Annotated in this window: 17 protein-coding genes; all 17 read right to left on the reverse strand. The window is 49.8% G+C overall.

From position 1 onward, the window contains the following. Positions 1–148: 148 nt before the first annotated feature. On the reverse strand, positions 149–895 hold the full coding sequence (locus tag LX69_RS14140; protein ID WP_111446700.1) for a DUF6261 family protein: 747 nt from the start codon (positions 893–895) through the stop codon (positions 149–151). A 414-nt stretch (positions 896–1,309) separates the two neighbouring features. Then, positions 1,310–1,762 (reverse strand): GatB/YqeY domain-containing protein, encoded by a 453-nt coding sequence (locus LX69_RS14145; protein WP_111446701.1) that lies wholly within the window; start codon positions 1,760–1,762, stop codon positions 1,310–1,312. Positions 1,763–1,874: 112 nt separating this feature from the next. Further along, positions 1,875–3,344: a cell division protein FtsZ gene (gene ftsZ, locus LX69_RS14150; protein WP_111446702.1), complete on the reverse strand. Its 1,470-nt coding sequence runs from the start codon at positions 3,342–3,344 to the stop codon at positions 1,875–1,877. Positions 3,345–3,367: 23 nt separating this feature from the next. Continuing rightward, on the reverse strand, positions 3,368–4,747 hold the full coding sequence (gene ftsA / locus LX69_RS14155) for a cell division protein FtsA (RefSeq protein WP_111446703.1): 1,380 nt from the start codon (positions 4,745–4,747) through the stop codon (positions 3,368–3,370). Positions 4,748–4,751: 4 nt separating this feature from the next. Next, positions 4,752–5,480, reverse strand: a complete 729-nt coding sequence (locus tag LX69_RS14160) for a cell division protein FtsQ/DivIB (protein ID WP_146260753.1) — start codon at positions 5,478–5,480, stop codon at positions 4,752–4,754. Continuing rightward, positions 5,464–6,861, reverse strand: coding sequence for a UDP-N-acetylmuramate--L-alanine ligase (murC, locus tag LX69_RS14165; RefSeq protein WP_245935026.1), 1,398 nt, complete (start codon positions 6,859–6,861; stop codon positions 5,464–5,466). Before murC ends, LX69_RS14160 begins: the two co-directional genes overlap by 17 nt. Continuing rightward, on the reverse strand, positions 6,858–7,952 hold the full coding sequence (gene murG / locus LX69_RS14170; RefSeq protein ID WP_111446705.1) for an undecaprenyldiphospho-muramoylpentapeptide beta-N-acetylglucosaminyltransferase: 1,095 nt from the start codon (positions 7,950–7,952) through the stop codon (positions 6,858–6,860). The genes murC and murG overlap by 4 nt, the downstream gene beginning before the upstream one ends. 57 nt (positions 7,953–8,009) lie before the next feature. Next, positions 8,010–9,266: an FtsW/RodA/SpoVE family cell cycle protein gene (locus LX69_RS14175; protein ID WP_111446706.1), complete on the reverse strand. Its 1,257-nt coding sequence runs from the start codon at positions 9,264–9,266 to the stop codon at positions 8,010–8,012. A gap of 58 nt (positions 9,267–9,324) precedes the next feature. Next, the gene (gene murD, locus LX69_RS14180) at positions 9,325–10,662 is read right to left on the reverse strand and encodes a UDP-N-acetylmuramoyl-L-alanine--D-glutamate ligase (RefSeq protein WP_111446707.1); all 1,338 of its coding nucleotides are present in this window, start codon (positions 10,660–10,662) and stop codon (positions 9,325–9,327) included. A 47-nt stretch (positions 10,663–10,709) separates the two neighbouring features. Beyond that, positions 10,710–11,942, reverse strand: coding sequence for a phospho-N-acetylmuramoyl-pentapeptide-transferase (gene mraY, locus LX69_RS14185; RefSeq protein ID WP_111446708.1), 1,233 nt, complete (start codon positions 11,940–11,942; stop codon positions 10,710–10,712). Position 11,943: 1 nt separating this feature from the next. Beyond that, positions 11,944–13,416, reverse strand: a complete 1,473-nt coding sequence (locus tag LX69_RS14190) for a UDP-N-acetylmuramoyl-L-alanyl-D-glutamate--2,6-diaminopimelate ligase (protein WP_111446709.1) — start codon at positions 13,414–13,416, stop codon at positions 11,944–11,946. A gap of 3 nt (positions 13,417–13,419) precedes the next feature. Beyond that, a complete protein-coding gene (locus LX69_RS14195) occupies positions 13,420–15,564 on the reverse strand; it encodes a penicillin-binding protein (RefSeq protein ID WP_111446710.1) in 2,145 nt (714 codons plus the stop codon). A gap of 50 nt (positions 15,565–15,614) precedes the next feature. Further along, entirely contained in the window at positions 15,615–15,998 is a 384-nt protein-coding gene (locus LX69_RS14200) for an FtsL-like putative cell division protein (RefSeq protein WP_111446711.1), read from the reverse strand. Then, entirely contained in the window at positions 15,982–16,902 is a 921-nt protein-coding gene (rsmH, locus tag LX69_RS14205) for a 16S rRNA (cytosine(1402)-N(4))-methyltransferase RsmH (RefSeq protein ID WP_111446712.1), read from the reverse strand. The genes LX69_RS14200 and rsmH overlap by 17 nt, the downstream gene beginning before the upstream one ends. A gap of 15 nt (positions 16,903–16,917) precedes the next feature. Beyond that, positions 16,918–17,364, reverse strand: coding sequence for a division/cell wall cluster transcriptional repressor MraZ (locus LX69_RS14210; protein ID WP_111446717.1), 447 nt, complete (start codon positions 17,362–17,364; stop codon positions 16,918–16,920). Positions 17,365–17,606: 242 nt separating this feature from the next. Beyond that, a complete protein-coding gene (locus LX69_RS14215; protein WP_111446713.1) occupies positions 17,607–18,002 on the reverse strand; it encodes a hypothetical protein in 396 nt (131 codons plus the stop codon). 392 nt (positions 18,003–18,394) lie between these two features. After that, positions 18,395–19,030, reverse strand: coding sequence for an aminotransferase class I/II-fold pyridoxal phosphate-dependent enzyme (locus LX69_RS14220; protein WP_111446714.1), 636 nt, complete (start codon positions 19,028–19,030; stop codon positions 18,395–18,397). Positions 19,031–19,133 lie beyond the last annotated feature (103 nt).

Consider the following 19,133-nt stretch of genomic DNA (forward strand, 5'->3'; position numbering starts at 1 on the left):
CCAAAAAAATTGTTTGGGCGCAAAGGTAACGATTCATTAAAAAAATAAACCCCAAAGGGTTGAAAGCTTTGGGGGGTGAAGGGAAGATGTGGTTAAACCCTACAGGTTTTGAAAACCAGTAGGGTTTTTAGGATACATAAGTCGACCCTCAATTGGCCGAAGGCGCCGCCTCGGGCTTGGAATCGCGGCGCGCCAGCAGATCGCTGTATTGCTTGCGCACGCCATTGATGAGTGCCAGCACCTGGGCGTAATGGCCGCCATCGTTGGCGTTGGCCATGGCTTGCACAAACAGGCAGGTTTCTTTGTACGCGGCCTGCATTTCTTTGCGCAAAACACGGGTATTAAAAGATTCCTTCAGGTCTTCGGCAGTCGCACGACTCTTGTGCAGCGAAAAAAAGGAGTCATTGGCATTTTTCAATCGGGTGATGTGGCGGGTTAATCCCAGCGTTTCCACATGAGCCGACATGGCCGGAGCCGTGAGTTCGTCGATAAGCTTTTGAATGTTTTCGGTTTCAGTGCCATAATCCTTGGCCTCAATTCCCTTGTAGCGTTTCAAAATAAGTGCGCATGCATTGGCAGCTTCCACCTCGGCAGCCACGTCGGAACTTTTGCCCAGACTGACGGCCTTCCGAAAGTTCGACAAGGCGCCATCGCGCGTTTTGTCGCCCTGCGCAATTTCGGGCGTTGACAGGCTTTCAGATCCCTGATTGAGGGCTTTGAAGTAGGCCTTATACGCTTGTGTAAGCAGGGGCAAATATTTTTCACTTAAAGCATTGGTGGTTCGATCAGGCAACGGAGGCAACCCATTGACTTTTTCAAGCGTGTAGTTGACCAAATGGCTGCACTGATCGTTGTCGAGCGCGTCGATGCGCAACTTTTCGAGATTGTACTTCATAAATTATTTGGTTTAAATGAGTCTAAAGTGTTGTGAAAATAATAAAAATATAAACAACATCGACCTACGCAATAATTTTTTTGAAAGCAAATGCAGCACCCCTGCAACCCGGTCGTAAGCCTCAACCCAATGCGATTGTAGCTCGCAACTGCGTCGCAAGCCCCAAATGAATACAATTGAAGCTCGCGACAGCGTCGCAAGCTCCAAATAAATGCAATTGGAGCTTGCAACTGCGTCGCGAGCCCCAAATGAATGCAATTGGAGCTTGCAACTGCGTCGCGAGCTCCAAAAGAATGTGATTGGCACTTGCGACTCAGTCGCGAGCTCCAACGGTTTTTTTGACGAAAAAAGCCCTCAAGGCATTGAACACCATGAGAGCTTTGAAAGAAGACTCGCAGCAAAGGATTCCTGCACTTAGCTATTGAGCAATTTCTTGACCATCTCCGACACCGCTTTGCCGTCGGCCTTACCGGCGAGGGCTTTGGAGGCCACGCCCATGACCTTGCCCATCTCTTTGGGCGATGAGGCGCCGGTTTGTGCAATGATGTCGCGCACGGCGGCTTCAAGCTCGGCATCGGTGAGCTGTGCGGGCAGGTACACGGCAATGAAGTCGGCTTCCTGCAGCTCCTTTTCGGCCAGTTCGGGACGCCCCTGCTCGGTGTACACCTGAGCGGTGTCGCGGCGTTGCTTCACCATTTTTTGAATGATTTTGGCCGCTTCGTCATCCGCGAGGTCGGCATTGGCGCCTTTGGAGGTTTTGGCCTCGATAAACTCTTTTTTGACGCCGCGCAGGGCTTCGAGTTTCACGGCTTCGCGGGCTTTCATGGCCGAAACAATATCGGCCGACACTTGATCAAACAGACTCATATTGATGATGTTTTGTTGGTTTTAAAAAAATCAATCCAAATAAGTAAAAAAGACCCGGAAGAACAAATGTTCACGCCGGGTCTGCTGGAATTATTCACATTTAATACTCCAATCAATCTACGTTGTCGTGCAAATAAGGGTTGTTGCCGGTGAGGCGGGTGCCGCCGTTACGGTCGTCGGAAAGGGTGAAACGCGACACGTTGCGCTCGGCATTGGCGGGACGAGGGGCGTTGGCCATCATCTCGCGACGCTTATAAGCGGGCACGTTTTCGAGCTGTTCGATGAACTTCTCGTAATCCACATCCTCACGACCACCGGCCGCACGGGCAGGCGCCGCTTCGGGGTTCATACCACTTCTGCCGGCAGGAGCCCCATAGGGTTGCGCCACGGGTTGCGTGCGCGACTGGGGGTTGTTGTTATAAAACTTATCGAAACGCGAGCTTTTTTCACGCTCCATTTCGTTATAATCGGCCACGCGACGGTTGTCGTCGGGCATCTGCCCACGGGCATCGCGCCCCATGTTCTGAGCCGGTCCCGACACCACGTTGCCATCGTCGTCGAGCCCAAAGCGGTGCACCACTTTTCCTTTCACGGGTTGCAGCTCGGTGATGTCGGCCGAGTCGAAGCCGGTGGCAATGATGGTGACCCCGACCCTATCTTCGAGACGCTCGTCGAAACCGGTTCCCCAAATGATGCTGGCGTTATCGCCCACTTCATCCTGCAGGTAATCGGTAATGATGGACACTTCATCCATGGTCACCTCTTCGATGCCCGAGGTGATGCTGAGCAGGATGTTGCGTGCCCCGCGAATGTCGTTATTGTTGAGCAACGGCGACTCAAGCGCCGCCTGAATGGCGTCGATGGCACGGTGCTCACCCGAGGCCGAGGCCGAGCCCATGATGGCCACCCCGCTGTCCTTCATCACGGTTTGCACATCGGCAAAGTCAACGTTGATGCCCCCGTGTAGGGTGATGATTTCGGCAATGCCCTTGGCAGCAGTGGTGAGCACGTTATCGGCCTTGGCAAAGGCGTTCGACAACTTGAGGTCGCCGTACATCTCGCGCAGCTTCTCGTTGTTGATCACCAGCAGGGCATCCACACTCTTTTCCATTTCGCCAATGCCTTCGAGGGCCTGGTTGATGCGCACCTTGCCTTCGAAACGGAAAGGAATGGTGACAATGCCCACGGTGAGCAGGCCGGCCTCGCGGGCGGCTTTGGCAATGATGGGCGCCGCACCGGTACCGGTTCCGCCGCCCATTCCGGCGGTGATGAAGACCATTTTGGTTTTTTCGCCCAGCGACTTCATCACATCATTAATATTTTCGATGGCCGACTGACGGCCCACTTCGGGTTTGCTTCCGGCACCCCGCCCTTCGGTGAGCGATTCGCCCAGCTGCACCTTGTAAGGCACAGGGCTGTTTTCGAGCGCCTGGGCATCGGTGTTGCACACCACAAAACTCACATCTGTGATGCCCTTATTGTACATATAATTGACGGCATTGCTGCCACCGCCCCCCACGCCCACTACTTTAATGAGGCAATCGTTTTTATGGGGAATGTCAAAGTTAATGATCTCATCCATCGTCGTCGTTGTTATGTGGTGAATTACATGGGGCTGTCCTTCTCGTCGAATAACCCGGCCATCTTATCTTTAAGGGAGCCAAACAGGTTACCGGTTAAGGTTTCGCGCTCTTTGCGTTTAAGTTTGCTTTTTTCTTTACGTACTTGTTTGTCTTTCAGTTTATCGTCGTCGTCCTCGGCCGATGCTGTTTTGCGAGCCTCCATGAGGGGTTCGTCGGGGAACAGCTTAGCCTGCTCTATCTTTTTTTTAACGGGTTTGTCCATCCCCATGAGCAATAAACCAATGCCGGTGGCCAGGCTGGGCGATTCCACGCCTTCTTCGGCACTGCTGCCGACAAAAATGGCGGGCGACCCCAATCGCACATCCAGCCCGGTATGAAATTTAAACAACGGCACCAGGTTGCGCAGCAAACCGCCCCCGCCGGTGAGCACAATGCCGGCTCCCAGGAGGTTGTATAAGCCCGTCGATTCAATTTCGCGCAACACTTCCTCAATAATCTCCTGCATGCGCGCCTCAATAATGAAGCTAAGGCTTTTGACAATGACCTCGCGGGGCTCCCATCCTTCGGAACTTGGAATGGTCACCACCACATCACCGCGTTCGCCCTCGCTCATGGCCGAGCCGAACTTTATTTTGAGCGATTCGGCATGCTTGAGCCGCACGTTGCACCCCTCGCGAATGTCGGAGGTGATGACGTTTCCGCCAAAAGGAATCACCGCCGTGTGACGCAAAATGCCATCGTAGTAAACGGCCACATCGGTGCTTCCGCCGCCAATGTCGACAAGCACCACGCCGGCCTCCTTCTCATCGTTAGAGACCGCGGCACGTGCCGACGCCAACGGCTCCAATATCATCTCAACCAGATGCAGTCCGGCTCGTTCGATGCATTTTTCGATGTTGCGAATGGAGGCTTTGTTGCCCAGCACCACATGAAAATTGCCCTCGATGCGGTTGCCCGACATGCCCACGGGTTTGGTATTTCCGGGCTCACCATCGATGACATAATCCTGCGGAATGACGTGCAGAATTTGTGCATTGGGATCGATGGAGAGTTTAAAGTTTTCGTGATATAAATGATCGATGTCACTCTGACGAATGTCGTTCGGGGCATCGATGAACTTGTAACACTTGTTGCCCACGCTCTTGATGTGCATGCCGGCAATGCCTACAAAAACATCTTTGATTTTCACCCCCAAACGGTCTTCTAAACGACGCACCACGGTGGTAATGCCATCAACGGTTTCGTCGATGTTCACCACCACACCACGTTTCACGCCGGTAGAGGGCACACTCTCGATGCCCACAATTTCAATGCTTCCGTTAAACATTTTTCGACCCACCAGGGCAACAATTTTGGTTGTCCCGATGTCGATGGCCGCGATTAAATTGGGTTCGTGTATCATAAGGTTACAGTTTTGTGCAAATGATTTGTCCTTTATATTTCAAGTTGATTTCTTTATAACTGTTCCACTCCAGCGGATCGAGGCCATCCTGATAGAGGGCCAGGAGTTTTTTAAATTTCCGATCCAAGTCGGTGACATTACCGATGTTAATTCGATGGCTTCCCACACGGGGAATCAACAACAAGTCGCCATCGGATGCCACATACACCTGCTCAATTTGGGCTTTCCAAAACGAATCGCCCTCAATAAAGTCGTTGAGCGCCACCAGGTCTTTCATGTCCTTCACCTTATGCAGGTTTCCATTCACCACCAGCAGGCGCTTTGAATAGCTGCCACGCATGGGGATGCGCACCCCTTCGTGGTCGAGCAAATAGGTGTACCCCTTGTCGTACACACGAAGCACCGGGGTTCGCTGCTTCACCTTTATCATCAGCGCGCCATCGGCCGTGGAGTACACATCGGACTTCTCGACGGCCGGGTACTTGTTGACCACCGCTTCGACCTCCTCCATGTTGATCTCCTTAAAAAGCCGTCCTTCGAGCTTTTTAAAATGACGATGCACATGCCGCGAAATCTCGCCGGGCGACACAAACTGCACACTGGCGCTATCGAGCACCACCACGCGAATGTGATCGCACATGAGGGTATTGTGGCGAACCATCATAAAAATGATCATTCCCGCCACATACACCCCGGCCAGGGTCCACAATGTTATTTTAACAATTCTCTTCATTCATCCATTGCTCCAGGTGAGCCTTCAAAACAGGTAACTCTTTATCAATATCGCCGGCACCCATGGTGATGACCACCTGCGCTCCCGAGGCAATAATCTGCGCGGGCAAATCGTGGCGCTGGCAAACCTTGGCGGGACACAGCACCCGGTCGGCAATCATCTGAGCGGTGACACCGGGAATGGGCTGCTCGCGCGCCGGGTAAATATCCATGAGCAGCACCTCGTCGAAAATCGAGAGGGCGGCCGCAAACTCGTTGTAAAAATCGTGTGTGCGGCTATAAAGATGCGGCTGAAACACGGCCACAATTTTTTTATCGGGATAAAGCGCCTTGACCGACGAAGCGGTGGCACGAATCTCCTCGGGATGATGGGCGTAATCGTCAATCAACGACACCTGATCGCTGCGAAGCCAGTAATCGAACCGACGACGAATGCCCTGAAACGAGGCCAAACCTTTGCGAATCTCGTGAGGCAGGGCACCGGCCAACACGGCCAATGCGGTGGCCGCCACGGCATTTTCAACATTCAACAACCCGGGAACACCCAGCGTGAGGTCGTCAATCACCTCTTCGGGCGTCACAATGCTGAAATGATAGAGTCCGTTTTGCAAACGGATGTCGCGGGCATAAAAATCACAAGCGTCATCGTCGAGCGAATAGCTGAAATGACACTGCCCCGAAAAGCGGTCGAGCGCCAGGTTGGTTCCTTTTTTAGCCACCAACATGCCATGCGGCTTGATGCGTGCGGCAAAAGCTTCAAAGGCGTCAGCAAAGGTTTGCTGGTCGCCGTAAATGTCCAAATGGTCGGCATCGGTGGCCGTGATGACAGCCAACGCGGGGGAAAGATGCAGGAAGGAACGATCAAACTCATCGGCCTCGAGCACCACCAAACGACTGAAAGGCGAGGAGAGGTAGTTGGTTTGATAATTCTTAGCAATGCCCCCCAAAAAGGCATGACAATCGAGCTCCGACTGCTTGAGCAAATGAGCCGTGAGGGTGGTAACGGTGGTCTTGCCATGCGTTCCGGCCACACAAATGCTGCTGTACCCTTCGGAAATGATGCCCAACACGCGAGCCCGCTTGGCCACCTCAAAACCATGGGTCTGAAACCACACCAATTGAGGATGATCGGCAGGCACGGCCGGGGTATAAACCACCAGTGTGTTCTCGCGATTCAAAAACTGCGAGGGAATCATCTCCACGCCATCGGCAAAAGTTACGTCAATGCCTTCGGCCTGCAACTCGTCGGTAAGACGGGTGGCGGTTTTGTCGTAGCCGGCCACCTCTTTACCCGTTTGCCGGAAAAAGCGCGCCAGGGCGCTCATGCCAATGCCGCCAATGCCGATAAAATAAACGCCGGATATGTTGTGCAACTGCATCATCGTTTCAATTGTATTAACTTAAACACCTCGTTGGCAATGGTCTTTGACGCCTCGGGGCGGGCAAACTGCAACACATTGCGTCGTATGGTGAGCAATCGGTTTTCGTCGCGCAAGAGCTCAATGGCCACGGTCGCAATTTCGCGCGAGCGGGCATCGGGCACCAGCACGGCCGCATCACGCTCAACCAGCGCCATGGCGTTTTTGGTCTGATGGTCTTCGCTCACGTTGGGCGAGGGCACAAAAATAGCCGCCTTGGCCAGAATGGCAATCTCCGAAATGGAACTGGCGCCGGCTCGCGACACCACCACATCGGCCAGCTGATAAGCATAGTCCATGCGCTGCACAAAGTCCATCACGCGGATGCGATGACGCGCCTCAAGGGGCATGGCCATTTTCATCTCCTCGAAATAATATTTCCCGGTTTGCCAAATCACCTGAAACTCACTGTCGAGAAACTGCTGAATGCCGGCAAGCATGCCCTCGTTAATGGATCGGGCGCCCAGGCTTCCCCCCAGCACCAACACCGTTTTGCGATTCGGATCGAGGTCGAACTCAGCCGCAGCCTCGGCACGACTGCTCTCTTTCATTAACCCCTGACGCACCGGATTGCCGGTGAGTATAATTTTAGAGGCGGGAAAATATTTCGCCATGCCATCATAAGCCACACAAATTTTGCTCACCCGGGGAGCCAAAATGCGATTGGTGACCCCCGGAAAGGAGTTTTGCTCCTGTATCAGGGTGGGAATGCCCTTGCGCGTGGCCACCCGCAATACGGGGCCACTGGCATATCCGCCCACACCAATCACCACATCGGGCCGAAACATGGTCACCACCCTGTTGGCCTTCATCATGCTGGCGATCAGCTTAAAGATGAAGGTGACATTTTTGAAGGTCAATCGACGTTGAAAACCGGCCACGGGCAACCCCACGATGTCGTACCCGGCAGCAGGCACCTTTTCCATCTCCATTTTCCCCAGCGCCCCCACAAACAGGATGGCAGCCCCGGGCTCACGCTCCCGAATGGCATTGGCAATTGAGATAGCCGGAAAAATATGTCCGCCGGTTCCGCCCCCGCTGATGATGACCTTCATGTTGTTTGTCCTTTTATGAAATGGTAGTGATGATGCGTTATAATTGATTGTCGTTTCTTATTCTTCTTCGTCCCCCAGATGATCGTCGAGGTAAGCGGTTTCGACCTGCGATGTTTCTTTGGGGGTTTTCCCCTTTTTGTCGCCATCCTTGCTGTTGCGTCCCTCTTCAATCACCCCGCGACTCACACTCAGGATGACGCCAAAAGCGGCGCAGGTAAACAGGGTCGATGTTCCCCCCATGCTGACCAATGGCAACGGCTGCCCCGTAACGGGAAACACCCCCACGGCCACCCCCATGTTGATAAACGCCTGGAGCACCAACACCAACGTCAATCCCAGCGCCAGAAATGCCGGGAAAGTGGTTGCGCTGTCGCGTGCCAACATGGCCGCCCTAAAAAGCAATGCCATATAAATGAGCATCACCACAAATCCGCCAAGCAGCCCAAACTCTTCAATGATGATGGCATAAATAAAGTCGCTGTAAGGGTGAGGCAAAAAGTTGCGCTGATAGCTGTTGCCGGGCCCCTTGCCAAACAATCCGCCGGTGGAGACAGCCATCTTCGACATCTTTGACTGAAAATCGCCTTCGCTCTCCTCGGCCTTAGAACTGCTCTCATCATTATTACCAATAAAACGCTCCACCCGCGCCTTCCAGGTTTTGGCCCGGTGCAACATGGGAACGTGGTCGGCCAGCATGATGATTAAAGCCACCACCGTCAAGGCAACGGCAGCCGAACCCAACAGATATTTAAAGGGTACGCGTCCCACAAACATCAACACCATACTTGCCAAACCTAACATGGCCGCGGTAGAGAGGTTCTCACGAAAAATGAGGCCGCACACCAAAGCCACGTAAATCATAATTGGCTTAAAAGCATTGGCAGCCGGCTTTCCTTCTTCCTGATGCTGCGAAAGAATACGGGCAATGTACATCATCAGGGCAAACTTGGCCAACTCCGAAGGCTGAAAACTGATGCCGATACCCGGCACCGTGAGCCAACGCGAAGCCGAGTTAAGACTCACCCCCATCACCAGAGTGAGCATCAGCAAAAAGATGGACACCCACAACACCACCACCGCATAGCGCGAAAAAATGGTGTAGGGAAATTTATGCACCACCACAATGACCATCAGCCCTGCTAATAAAAAGGCCAGATGCTTCACCATATAATACATGGTATTGCCCCCCTGGTATTTGTATGCCAAAGTTCCCGTTGAGCTGTAAACCGCCAACAACGAAAACACGGCCAAAATGCCAATGAGCAACCAAATGATACGGTCTCCCCTGATATGTTTATCTAATAATGCTCTCATTCTCGTATTGCAGAAACGCACCTTCGCACGACCTGACTAATATTTTAAAAACGATTCGTTACAAATTGCGCACACATTCTTTAAACTGCTGCCCGCGATCCTCGTAATTCTTAAACAAATCGAAACTGGCACAAGCCGGCGACAACAGCACCACATCGCCCTTCTCGGCCAACTGGTATGCCACGTCCAACGTTTCCTTCATCGACGAGGTTTCTTTAATCACCGGCACCACACCGCCAAACGACTGCTTGAGCTTTTCGTTGTCCTTGCCCATACAAATCAAGGCCTTCACCTTTTCTTTGGCCAAAGGCAACAGGGTGGAATAATCGTTGCCCTTATCCACACCACCGGCAATCCACACCACCGGGCGGGTCATGCACTCCAGGGCATACCAGGTCGAATTCACATTGGTGGCCTTGGAGTCGTTGATGTACTCAACGGCCCGAACCGACAACACTTTTTCCAACCGATGCTCCACACCCTGAAAACTCATCAGGCACTGGCGAATCACATCCTTGCGAATGCTGGCCACCTGCGCAGCAATGGAAGCCGCCATGGAGTTGTAAATATTATGACGTCCCTGCAGAGACAAATCCTTGAACAAGATACTCATGAGATGATTTTTATAAGTCACATGAAACTGCTCCTGATCTACATAAGCCCCTTCATCCACCTTGTGGTTATAACTGAAGGGTAAACAAGTGGCCGCTATTTGCCGATGCTTCATCTCATCCTCAATAATCTCATCGTCGGCACAGTAAATAAAATAGTCGGACGGGGTCATATTTTGAACGATGCGGAACTTGGAGTCCACATAGTTTTGCATTTGATAGTCGTATCGATCGAGATGATCGGGGGTGATATTGGTCAACACAGCCACATCGGCTTTAAAGTCAAACATGCCGTCGAGCTGAAAACTGCTCAACTCAATGACGTACCAGTCGGGTTCATTGCCCGAGGCCACCTGCCGAGCCAGGCTGGTGCCCACATTACCGGCCAATGCGGCTCTGATGCCGGCACCCTGCAACAAATGAAAAGTCAGCAAGGTGGTGGTGGTTTTGCCGTTACTCCCCGTGATGCAAATTTTACGCGCACGCGTGTAACGTCCGGCAAACTCAATTTCCGAAATCACGGGAGTTCCCTGGGCATGCAAAGCCTTTACCAGAGGTGCCTTGTCGGGGATCCCGGGGCTTTTAATCACTTCGTCGGCATTTAAAATCAACGCTTCGGTGTGCTGTCCCTGTTCGTAAGGCACACCCGCAGCATCGAGCTCGGCACAATACCGGGGTTGAATGACGCCCATGTCCGACACAAACACGTCGAATCCCTGTTGACGAGCCAGCAATGCAGCTCCGGTTCCACTTTCACCCGCGCCTAAAATGACGATGCGTTTCATACTTTTAAGATTCCGGTTTTAATATTTCGCGTTTGATATGATGCGTGTTACCTCACTTTAAGAGTTACCACGGTTAAAATGGCCAAAATGATACCAATGATCCAAAAACGGTTCACGATTTTCGATTCGGGATATCCTTTCTTTTGATAATGATGGTGCAGCGGTGCCATCAAAAAGATGCGACGTCCTTCGCCGTATTTTTTCTTGGTGTACTTAAACCAGCTGACCTGAAGCATCACCGAAATGTTTTCGACCAAAAATATTCCGCACAAAATGGGAATCAACAGCTCAATACGAATCATGATGGCAAACACGGCTATGATGCCGCCCAATGTCAGGCTGCCGGTATCCCCCATAAACACTTGGGCGGGAAACGAGTTGTACCACAAAAAGCCCACGGTAGCCCCCACGAAAGCGGCCATAAACACCACCAGCTCCTCCGAATGGGGAATGTACATAATATCAAGATAGTCGGCATAAATGATGTTACTGGAGAGATAGGCAAACACCAACAGGGTGGTTCCAATGATCCCAGACGTACCTGTGGCCAGGCCATCGAGCCCGTCGGTAATGTTGGCTCCATTTGATACTGCCGTGATGATAAAGATCACCACCAGCACAAACACAAGCCATCCCAGTGGTTGGGCGTATTTGCCGGCAAAGGCCACAACCGACGAATAGTCGAACTGGTGATTCTTCACAAAGGGAATGTTGGTCACAGTTACCTTTTTATCGACAGTGGCAGTTTTTTCCACCTGCTGACCATCAATGGTCTCAATGACGATTCTCTTGCCGGGAACCCGCTCGCGGACTATCACATCATCACTCAACCACAGCGTCAATCCCACAATGAGTCCCAATCCAACCTGTCCCACAATTTTGAAGCGTCCGGCCAATCCCTCTTTATTCTTTTTAAACACTTTGATGTAGTCGTCAAGAAAACCAATGGTTCCCAACCATAAAGTGGAAATGATCATTAGAATGATGTAAACGTTGGTCAGCTTGGCAAACAACAGTGTCGGAATCAAAATGGAAATGATGATGATGATGCCGCCCATCGTGGGAGTTCCCTTTTTTTGATACTGGCCTTCGAGACCCAAATCGCGCACCAGCTCACCAATCTGCTGGCGTTGCAGCAGGCGAATGACCTTTTTGCCAATAAAAGTGCCAATGATCAGCGATGTGATCACAGCCAGACCGGCACGAAACGAAATATATTGAAACATCCCGGCACCGGGAAAATCAAACTGTTCTAAGTAATCAAACAAATAATACAACATATCAATTCATTTTTGCTTGTTCATTGAAAACTTCGCGCACCACCTCGCGATCGTCAAAATGGTGACGCACGCCTTTCACTTCCTGATAGGTCTCGTGTCCTTTGCCGGCAATCAACACCACATCGCCCTTTTGAGCCATCATACAGGCCGTGCGGATGGCCTCACGCCGGTTTGTAATTGCCACCACTTTTATTCGATCAGCAAAAGCAACGCCTTCCATCATCTGACGGATGATTTCATCGGGTTCTTCGCTGCGCGGATTGTCGGAAGTGAGGATGACACGAGTACTCCCCTTCACAGCCTCAGCGGCCATCACGGGACGCTTACCGTTATCGCGGTCGCCCCCTGCACCCACCACGGTGATTAACTGCTGGGCACCCTCGCGAATGGCATTGATGGTTTCGATGACATTTTTCAACGCATCAGGCGTGTGGGCATAATCGACCACCGCCGTCACCCCAAACACCGACCTAATGGTTTCAAAACGACCATCCACCGGCTGCAACGCACTTAAAGCAGTGAGCACTTCGTCCCGCTCATGTCCCATTAACACGGCCGCACCGTACACAGCCAGAAGATTCTGCACATTAAAATGGCCAACAAACGAAGTCCATAACTCTTTGCCATCCATTTCGAGCTGCATGCCCTCGAACATGGCTTCAACCACGCGCCCTCTGAAATCGGCCATCGAACGCATGGAATAGGTATATTTACGAGCCTTGGTATTTTGCAACATCACCAGCCCATTTTTGTCATCAGCATTCACAATGGCAAACGCCTCGGCCGACAAGCCATCGAAAAAAGCCTTCTTCGCCTTCAGATAGGCATCAAAAGTCAGGTGATAATCCAGGTGATCGCGTGTCAAATTGGTAAAAATGGCTCCCTCGAATTTCAAGCCGGCAATTCGATGCTGATCCACGGCATGCGAACTCACCTCCATAAAACAGTAATCGCATCCGGCAGCAACCATCTCGGCCATCATGCGGTTCAAATTCACCGCATCGGGTGTGGTATGGGTGGCATCCATACGCTCATCGACAATATAATTTGCAACCGTCGAAAACAAGCCGGCTTTATATCCCAATTGCATGGTCAAACGATACAACAAAGTGGCAATGGTCGTTTTGCCATTGGTGCCGGTCACTCCCACCAGCTTAAGCTGCGCTGAGGGATGATCGTAAAAAGCCGAAGCCAACTCACCCAATGCCTTTGAAGAATTTTCCACTTGCACATACACCACCGATTCGCGCAAACTTTGGGGCAATTGCTCACAGACCACGGCAACCACACCGGCGTCAATCGCCTTATCGATATAAAGATGACCATCGGTATGTGTGCCACGAGTGGCTACAAATAACACACCCGCCGCTGCACGACGCGAATCAAACTCAATGCGCGACACCATCGGGTCCATAGCCCCAACACGGCGGCTTACCTCGACTGATTGTAACAAATATGACAATTGCTTTTCCATGTTTCAGCTCATGTGTAAGACAATGGTTGAACCTCTTTGAATTCGAGCCCCCGGGGCAATGGATTGCGACACCACCTTGCCAAAGCCGGTGACATAAACGCGTAAACCCATGCTCTCGAGCAACGACACCGCATCGCGGGCTCCATATCCTTTCACGTTGGGAACCAATCCTTTTGCAGACTGGCGATCAACCAACTCAATTATATCTTTATCCACTTTCACGCCGACCCATTCTTCATCGGCATTATCGTCGTAATCCAAATCAATTTTCGACAACACCCGACGCAACTCCTTTCGATTACCGGCCTTGGTATAAGGCAAATTATCGGTCAACAATGGTGCTGGCTCCTTGTAATCGTCCGTCACTTTAAAACTGGCTGCATACAACCGATCGGAAATGGCCTTAAATACGGCGCCGGAGATGACATTTCCGTAATAAACATTATTCGAAGGGCTATTCACGACCACGATGCACGAATACAACGGCTCATCAGCCGGAAAATATCCAACAAACGACGCTTGATATGACACCCCACCTTCGTCGCCTCTGTAACCTTTGGTTCCATAACCTCCGGCACCTTTGGCCACCTGTGCGGTACCTGTCTTGCCGGCAATTTTATAGTGACTGTTTTTCAAATTCTGGGCAGTTCCGTTCTCCACCACTTCCTCAAGCAATTCACGCACTTTGCGCAAGGTACTTCGCGAACAAATCGACGACTTAATCACATCAGCATCAAACGTCTCAATTATTTTCCCATGGCGTGAAATGCCTTTTACAAAAGAGGGACGCACCATGGTACCGTTGTTGGCAACGGCATTATACAACGTCAAAATTTGTAAAGGAGTCATTTTCACCTCGTAACCAATCGACATCCAGGGAATGGTGGTTCCTGACCAGGATTTATCCTGTGTATTTTTTATATATGGAGGCACCTCACCCGGAATTTCGATGCCCATTTTTTGATTGATCCCCAACTTCGCAATTCCATCTAAAAAATCCTCGGGATCCTGGCGATAATGATTGAAAATCACCTTTGAGATACCCACATTAGACGAGTTGGCAAACACCTGTCGTATGGTCAGTCGTCCTCCTTTGGCGCCTTCACTATCGCGCAGCGTTCGGTCGTAATACTTGGTCGAACCATCCTCGGTATCCACCACATCATCCAAATCAACCACCCCATCCTCGAGGGCAACCATCATGGAAGCCAGCTTAAAAGTAGACCCGGGCTCGGCCGCTTCACCAATGGCATAGTTGAAGTGATCCTCCACGTATCGTCCCGGAGCGGCACGATGCAGGTTCACAATGGCTTTAACGGCACCGGTTTTCACTTCCATCACGACCGCCGTGCCATAACGGGCATTGTGTTTCATTAACTGGTCGCGCAAGGTTTGCTCGGCCACGTCCTGAATCTCCACATTGATGGTGGTCACCACATCATCGCCATCCACCGGGTGTACTTGCACATCGTGAACCCAACGACCGCCAATGCGTGTTTTATCACCAACACCATCCTTCCCCTGAAGCACTTCGTTATAGGCGATTTCAAGACCAATCCCTCGAGTCTGCTTACGTCCCAATGAGTCGCGTTCGATGCTGAACTTACCAATGGTTCGCGAAGCCAAGGAACCAAAAGGCAACTTGCGTGATTCGTCATCCACAACAATCAATCCCCCCTTATTGGCTCCCAATCGAAAAATGGGAAACTTCTTGAGTCGTTTTAAATCAATAATTGAAATGCGTTGATTAGAAATCTGATAATAACGCATCCCTTTTTTGCGAGCATTTACGATGGCCTGCTTATATGCAGCAGCCGATTTATCGCGAAATAACCGCGACAAACACAATGATAAACTGTCGATATCAGCCTTAAAAACCTCGGGCGTCAACCCGGCTGCACGGGTATCCATGTATATTTTATACCCCGGAACCGAACATGCCAGCTTACGACCGTCATCCGAGAGTACCGACCCTCGATTGGCATCAATAATCACATCTTCGACCTTTAACAATGCAGCCTGCTCCTGCCACTGAAATCGTTCAACAAACTGTAGCTTGATAATTTGGAACAAAATCGCAAACGACAAAAGCACCATCCCCATATAGACAGTGCCCACGCGCCATAATATGTCCCTCTTTAACTTCATCGGCTCGATTGCTTGACAACCTTCTTATAATTCTTAAACACCAATTTTTTTCAATCCACATCCAAAATCCGGGGCGGCTCCCGCAAGGGCTCCAAATCAATGCCCTCTTCACGAATTCGCCTCAACACCTCCGACTGTTTACTGATATTCATCAGCTGACTGGAAGTGGTAATGGCTTCGGATCTCAACTCCTTCAATTCCTTATTGACCACCGCCAACCGAGTGACTAACTCTTCGACCTTATAATGATTGGCGATGTAACAAAACGCCAAAAAAATGATGAACAACAAATACCCAACATGCTTCGAAAAGATGGGGCGCGTAAAGATTTCCCCTGTCAGAAAATCTCGCAGTCTCACCCGCCTCAACTCTTTGAGTTCCTCATGTCCATCGAGAAACTCACGAATCTTATGCTTATTAACCTTCCCAAACATTTTTCTCAGCAATTCTTAATTTCGCACTCCGGGCTCTGGGATTACGCTCAATCTCCTGTTCATCGGGCACAATCACCTTTCGATTGACTGCCGTAAATGGGACACGCACATTCCCGTAAATATCTTTTTCGGCTTCGGCAACTGTGCAATCTCCTGATTTGATGAAATTTTTCACCATGCGATCCTCCAAACTGTGATAGGATATAATCACCAATCGCCCACCGGGACGAATCACCTGCACCGTTTGCTGTAACATTTCACGCAACACATCCATTTCACCATTCACCTCTATGCGCAAGGCTTGAAACACTTGCGCCAAATACTTCGATTGATCACGCTTGGGAGCCAGTTTTTCAGCCAGTTCGCGCAACTGTGAGGTCGTGGCAAACGGTTGCGAAGTTCGCTGTCGCATCACCTCACTAACCAAACGACCTGCCTGTTGCAATTCACCATAAGTCCGAAACATATTTATCAACTGTTCATGCGAATACTTATTAAGAATATCAGCTGCCGTAAGAGGCGATACCTGATTCATCCGCATATCCAGCGCCCCATCGAAACGGAACGAAAACCCACGCTCAGGACTATCAAAATGGTGCGACGAAACACCCAAATCACCCAATACACCGTCCACCTGATCAATACCCAGGTAGCGCAAAAAATGCCCCAGATACCGAAAATTGTGACGTACAAAAATCAACCGATCATCATGCGGACGATTGGCAAATGCATCAGGATCCTGATCGAATACCACCAGTTTACCCTGCGCATCGAGCCGCGAAAGTATTTCCTGACTGTGACCGCCCCCCCCAAAGGTGAGATCTACATACACACCTCCGGGACGAATGGCCAAACCATCCACCGTAGGATGCAACAATGCCGGTATATGATAAATCTCTTCCATAGTCAGTTGCTTATGTCAATTCCCTAACAGTTTACCGGCCAATGACGCAAAATCGTCACTTCCAATGCCGGATGCTTCATAACGGGTTTTATCCCACATTTCAATTTTATTATTCACCCCCACCAGCACCACCTCACGGTCAATTCCGGCAAGTTCCATCAACCGACGCGGCACCAAAAAACGGCCGTTACCATCAAGAACCATTTCAGCCGATCGCTTAAAAAACTCTCGCAAAAACACATTGTGCTCCCGATTATAGGGATTCAATTTCTCCTGAATCTGCTTCAACTCGGTCTCCCATTCAGAATGAGGAAAAATCACCAGGCAATCCTCGAACAAATCTTTTCGAACCACCAAACGCACCTCGCCCTCCCCGCTCAAAGCCTTTTTAAAGGCGGCAGGTAAGACAATTCGGCCTTTTTCGTCCGTTTTGCTCTCAAAATCACCTACAAATGTGATCATTAGCGACTGATTGATAATGGCTGTAAAAGTATAGAAAAAAGAAACCACAACCAACCACTTTCACCCACTTTGATGAAAATTGTTGATAACTTCTTCTTTTTAACATCTGAACGGCAGTAAAATAGAGACAAAGCCACTCACCGCCCCCCTCATCATCTCCAAACAAAAACAAAAAAGGTTGGAAACCATCTCTTCTAAGATGATTCCCAACCACATTTTAACTAAACCATAATCACAAAAGCCTAACTCACCACCACCGATTCAATCCACTCAACAGCATCTTTCACACTGCTAAAAAACTGAAGATGAATCGCCGCATTCTCCACTCCGGCAAATTTTCGCAATGCCATTTTGGTGAAAATATTCTCGGGTATGACAAACGCCATTACTTCAATACCGGCTTTATACAATTCTGGCATCACCGATGATGCATATGCTGAATCATCGGGTGATACAGCACGCTGCTTGAGCGCATCCGACACAATAGACCGCACCGGATGTTTCCGGGCAAATAATACAGTTTGGTCAATCGCTTCTCGAAAAACATCGGACGAAACAAAATCGTTCCAAGTTTGATGTATTTGCATGGATGACGCAAAATATTCAATGCTAACATTGGGGGCTTGAAATACTTTCATCTAATAATAATTTGATTTTTGTCGGTCAAACAGAACTCTCCAATATTTATACACCTGTGTGAATATAAATTACACGCGAATCATTTTATTTTATCGAATAACAAAACATTGACTTCCATGAAATTACCTCCCTCGAAACATCAATATCTCATTACAGCAATCCACAGTATTAATTCGCGTTACCACATTAAGATTTAATGAAATGAGAAACCAAGAAACTCATGCAATCACGCACTTCTCTCAATAATTAACTCACAAAAAACTACAATCCAATTAACATGGAGCTTTCGCATCTACATAAATCTTCATTACTTCAACTTATTCAATTCCAATGTAACGATTTTCGCAACAACTCAAAAACAATTTGTTACATTTTTTAACGTGAGAAATTTCTAATTCGTCACTAAATCATGTAACAATCTCAAAACCTTGTTATTTTCATAATCAACACCCACGCTCATACGAAATGAATTCATCAACAATGGCATCCCCGAGACATCCAAAACACCTATACCATTATTCATGAGCCCGTTTATGATATGATAAAACGTTTCGGAATCGCGCAACGTGACCAATAAAAAATTCCCCTGCGAAGGCCATACCCTTAACCACTCACCCATATCCCGTTCAAAGCAATACCTTAACCGCTCACGTTCTGCAATGACATGCGCCACCTGCGACTTAAACAGCCCAATCAAATGGGCATCCTGTAATACAATGGTCGCAAAAACATTTGTAAAATGATTTAAAGAAAAAGACAACAACAACTTCCGAACTTGACGACACACCTCTGCACTACCCAATAAATACCCCAAACGAACCCCGGCCGCAGACATGGTTTTAGAAAACGACCTTAACAAAACCAAATTATTAAATCGCCCCAATAACGAGAGGAAATTTGATTCGGCAAAATCAGCATAAACTTCATCCATCACGAACAACGATTGTGGATGACCCGACAGCAGTTTCTCCAAATCGGAAACAGCAATCACATTACCAACCGGATTATTTGGCGACGAAAGAAACACTACAGAACCGTATCCCCCCCACCAACCCCATCTATTAGCACATAATCCGTCCCCCTATCTTTGGTGTCAAAAAACGACATGACACAAAGAACCTCACTTGCAC

It is taken from the genome of Breznakibacter xylanolyticus, from assembly GCF_003254275.1.
Taxonomy (GTDB): domain Bacteria; phylum Bacteroidota; class Bacteroidia; order Bacteroidales; family Marinilabiliaceae; genus Breznakibacter; species Breznakibacter xylanolyticus.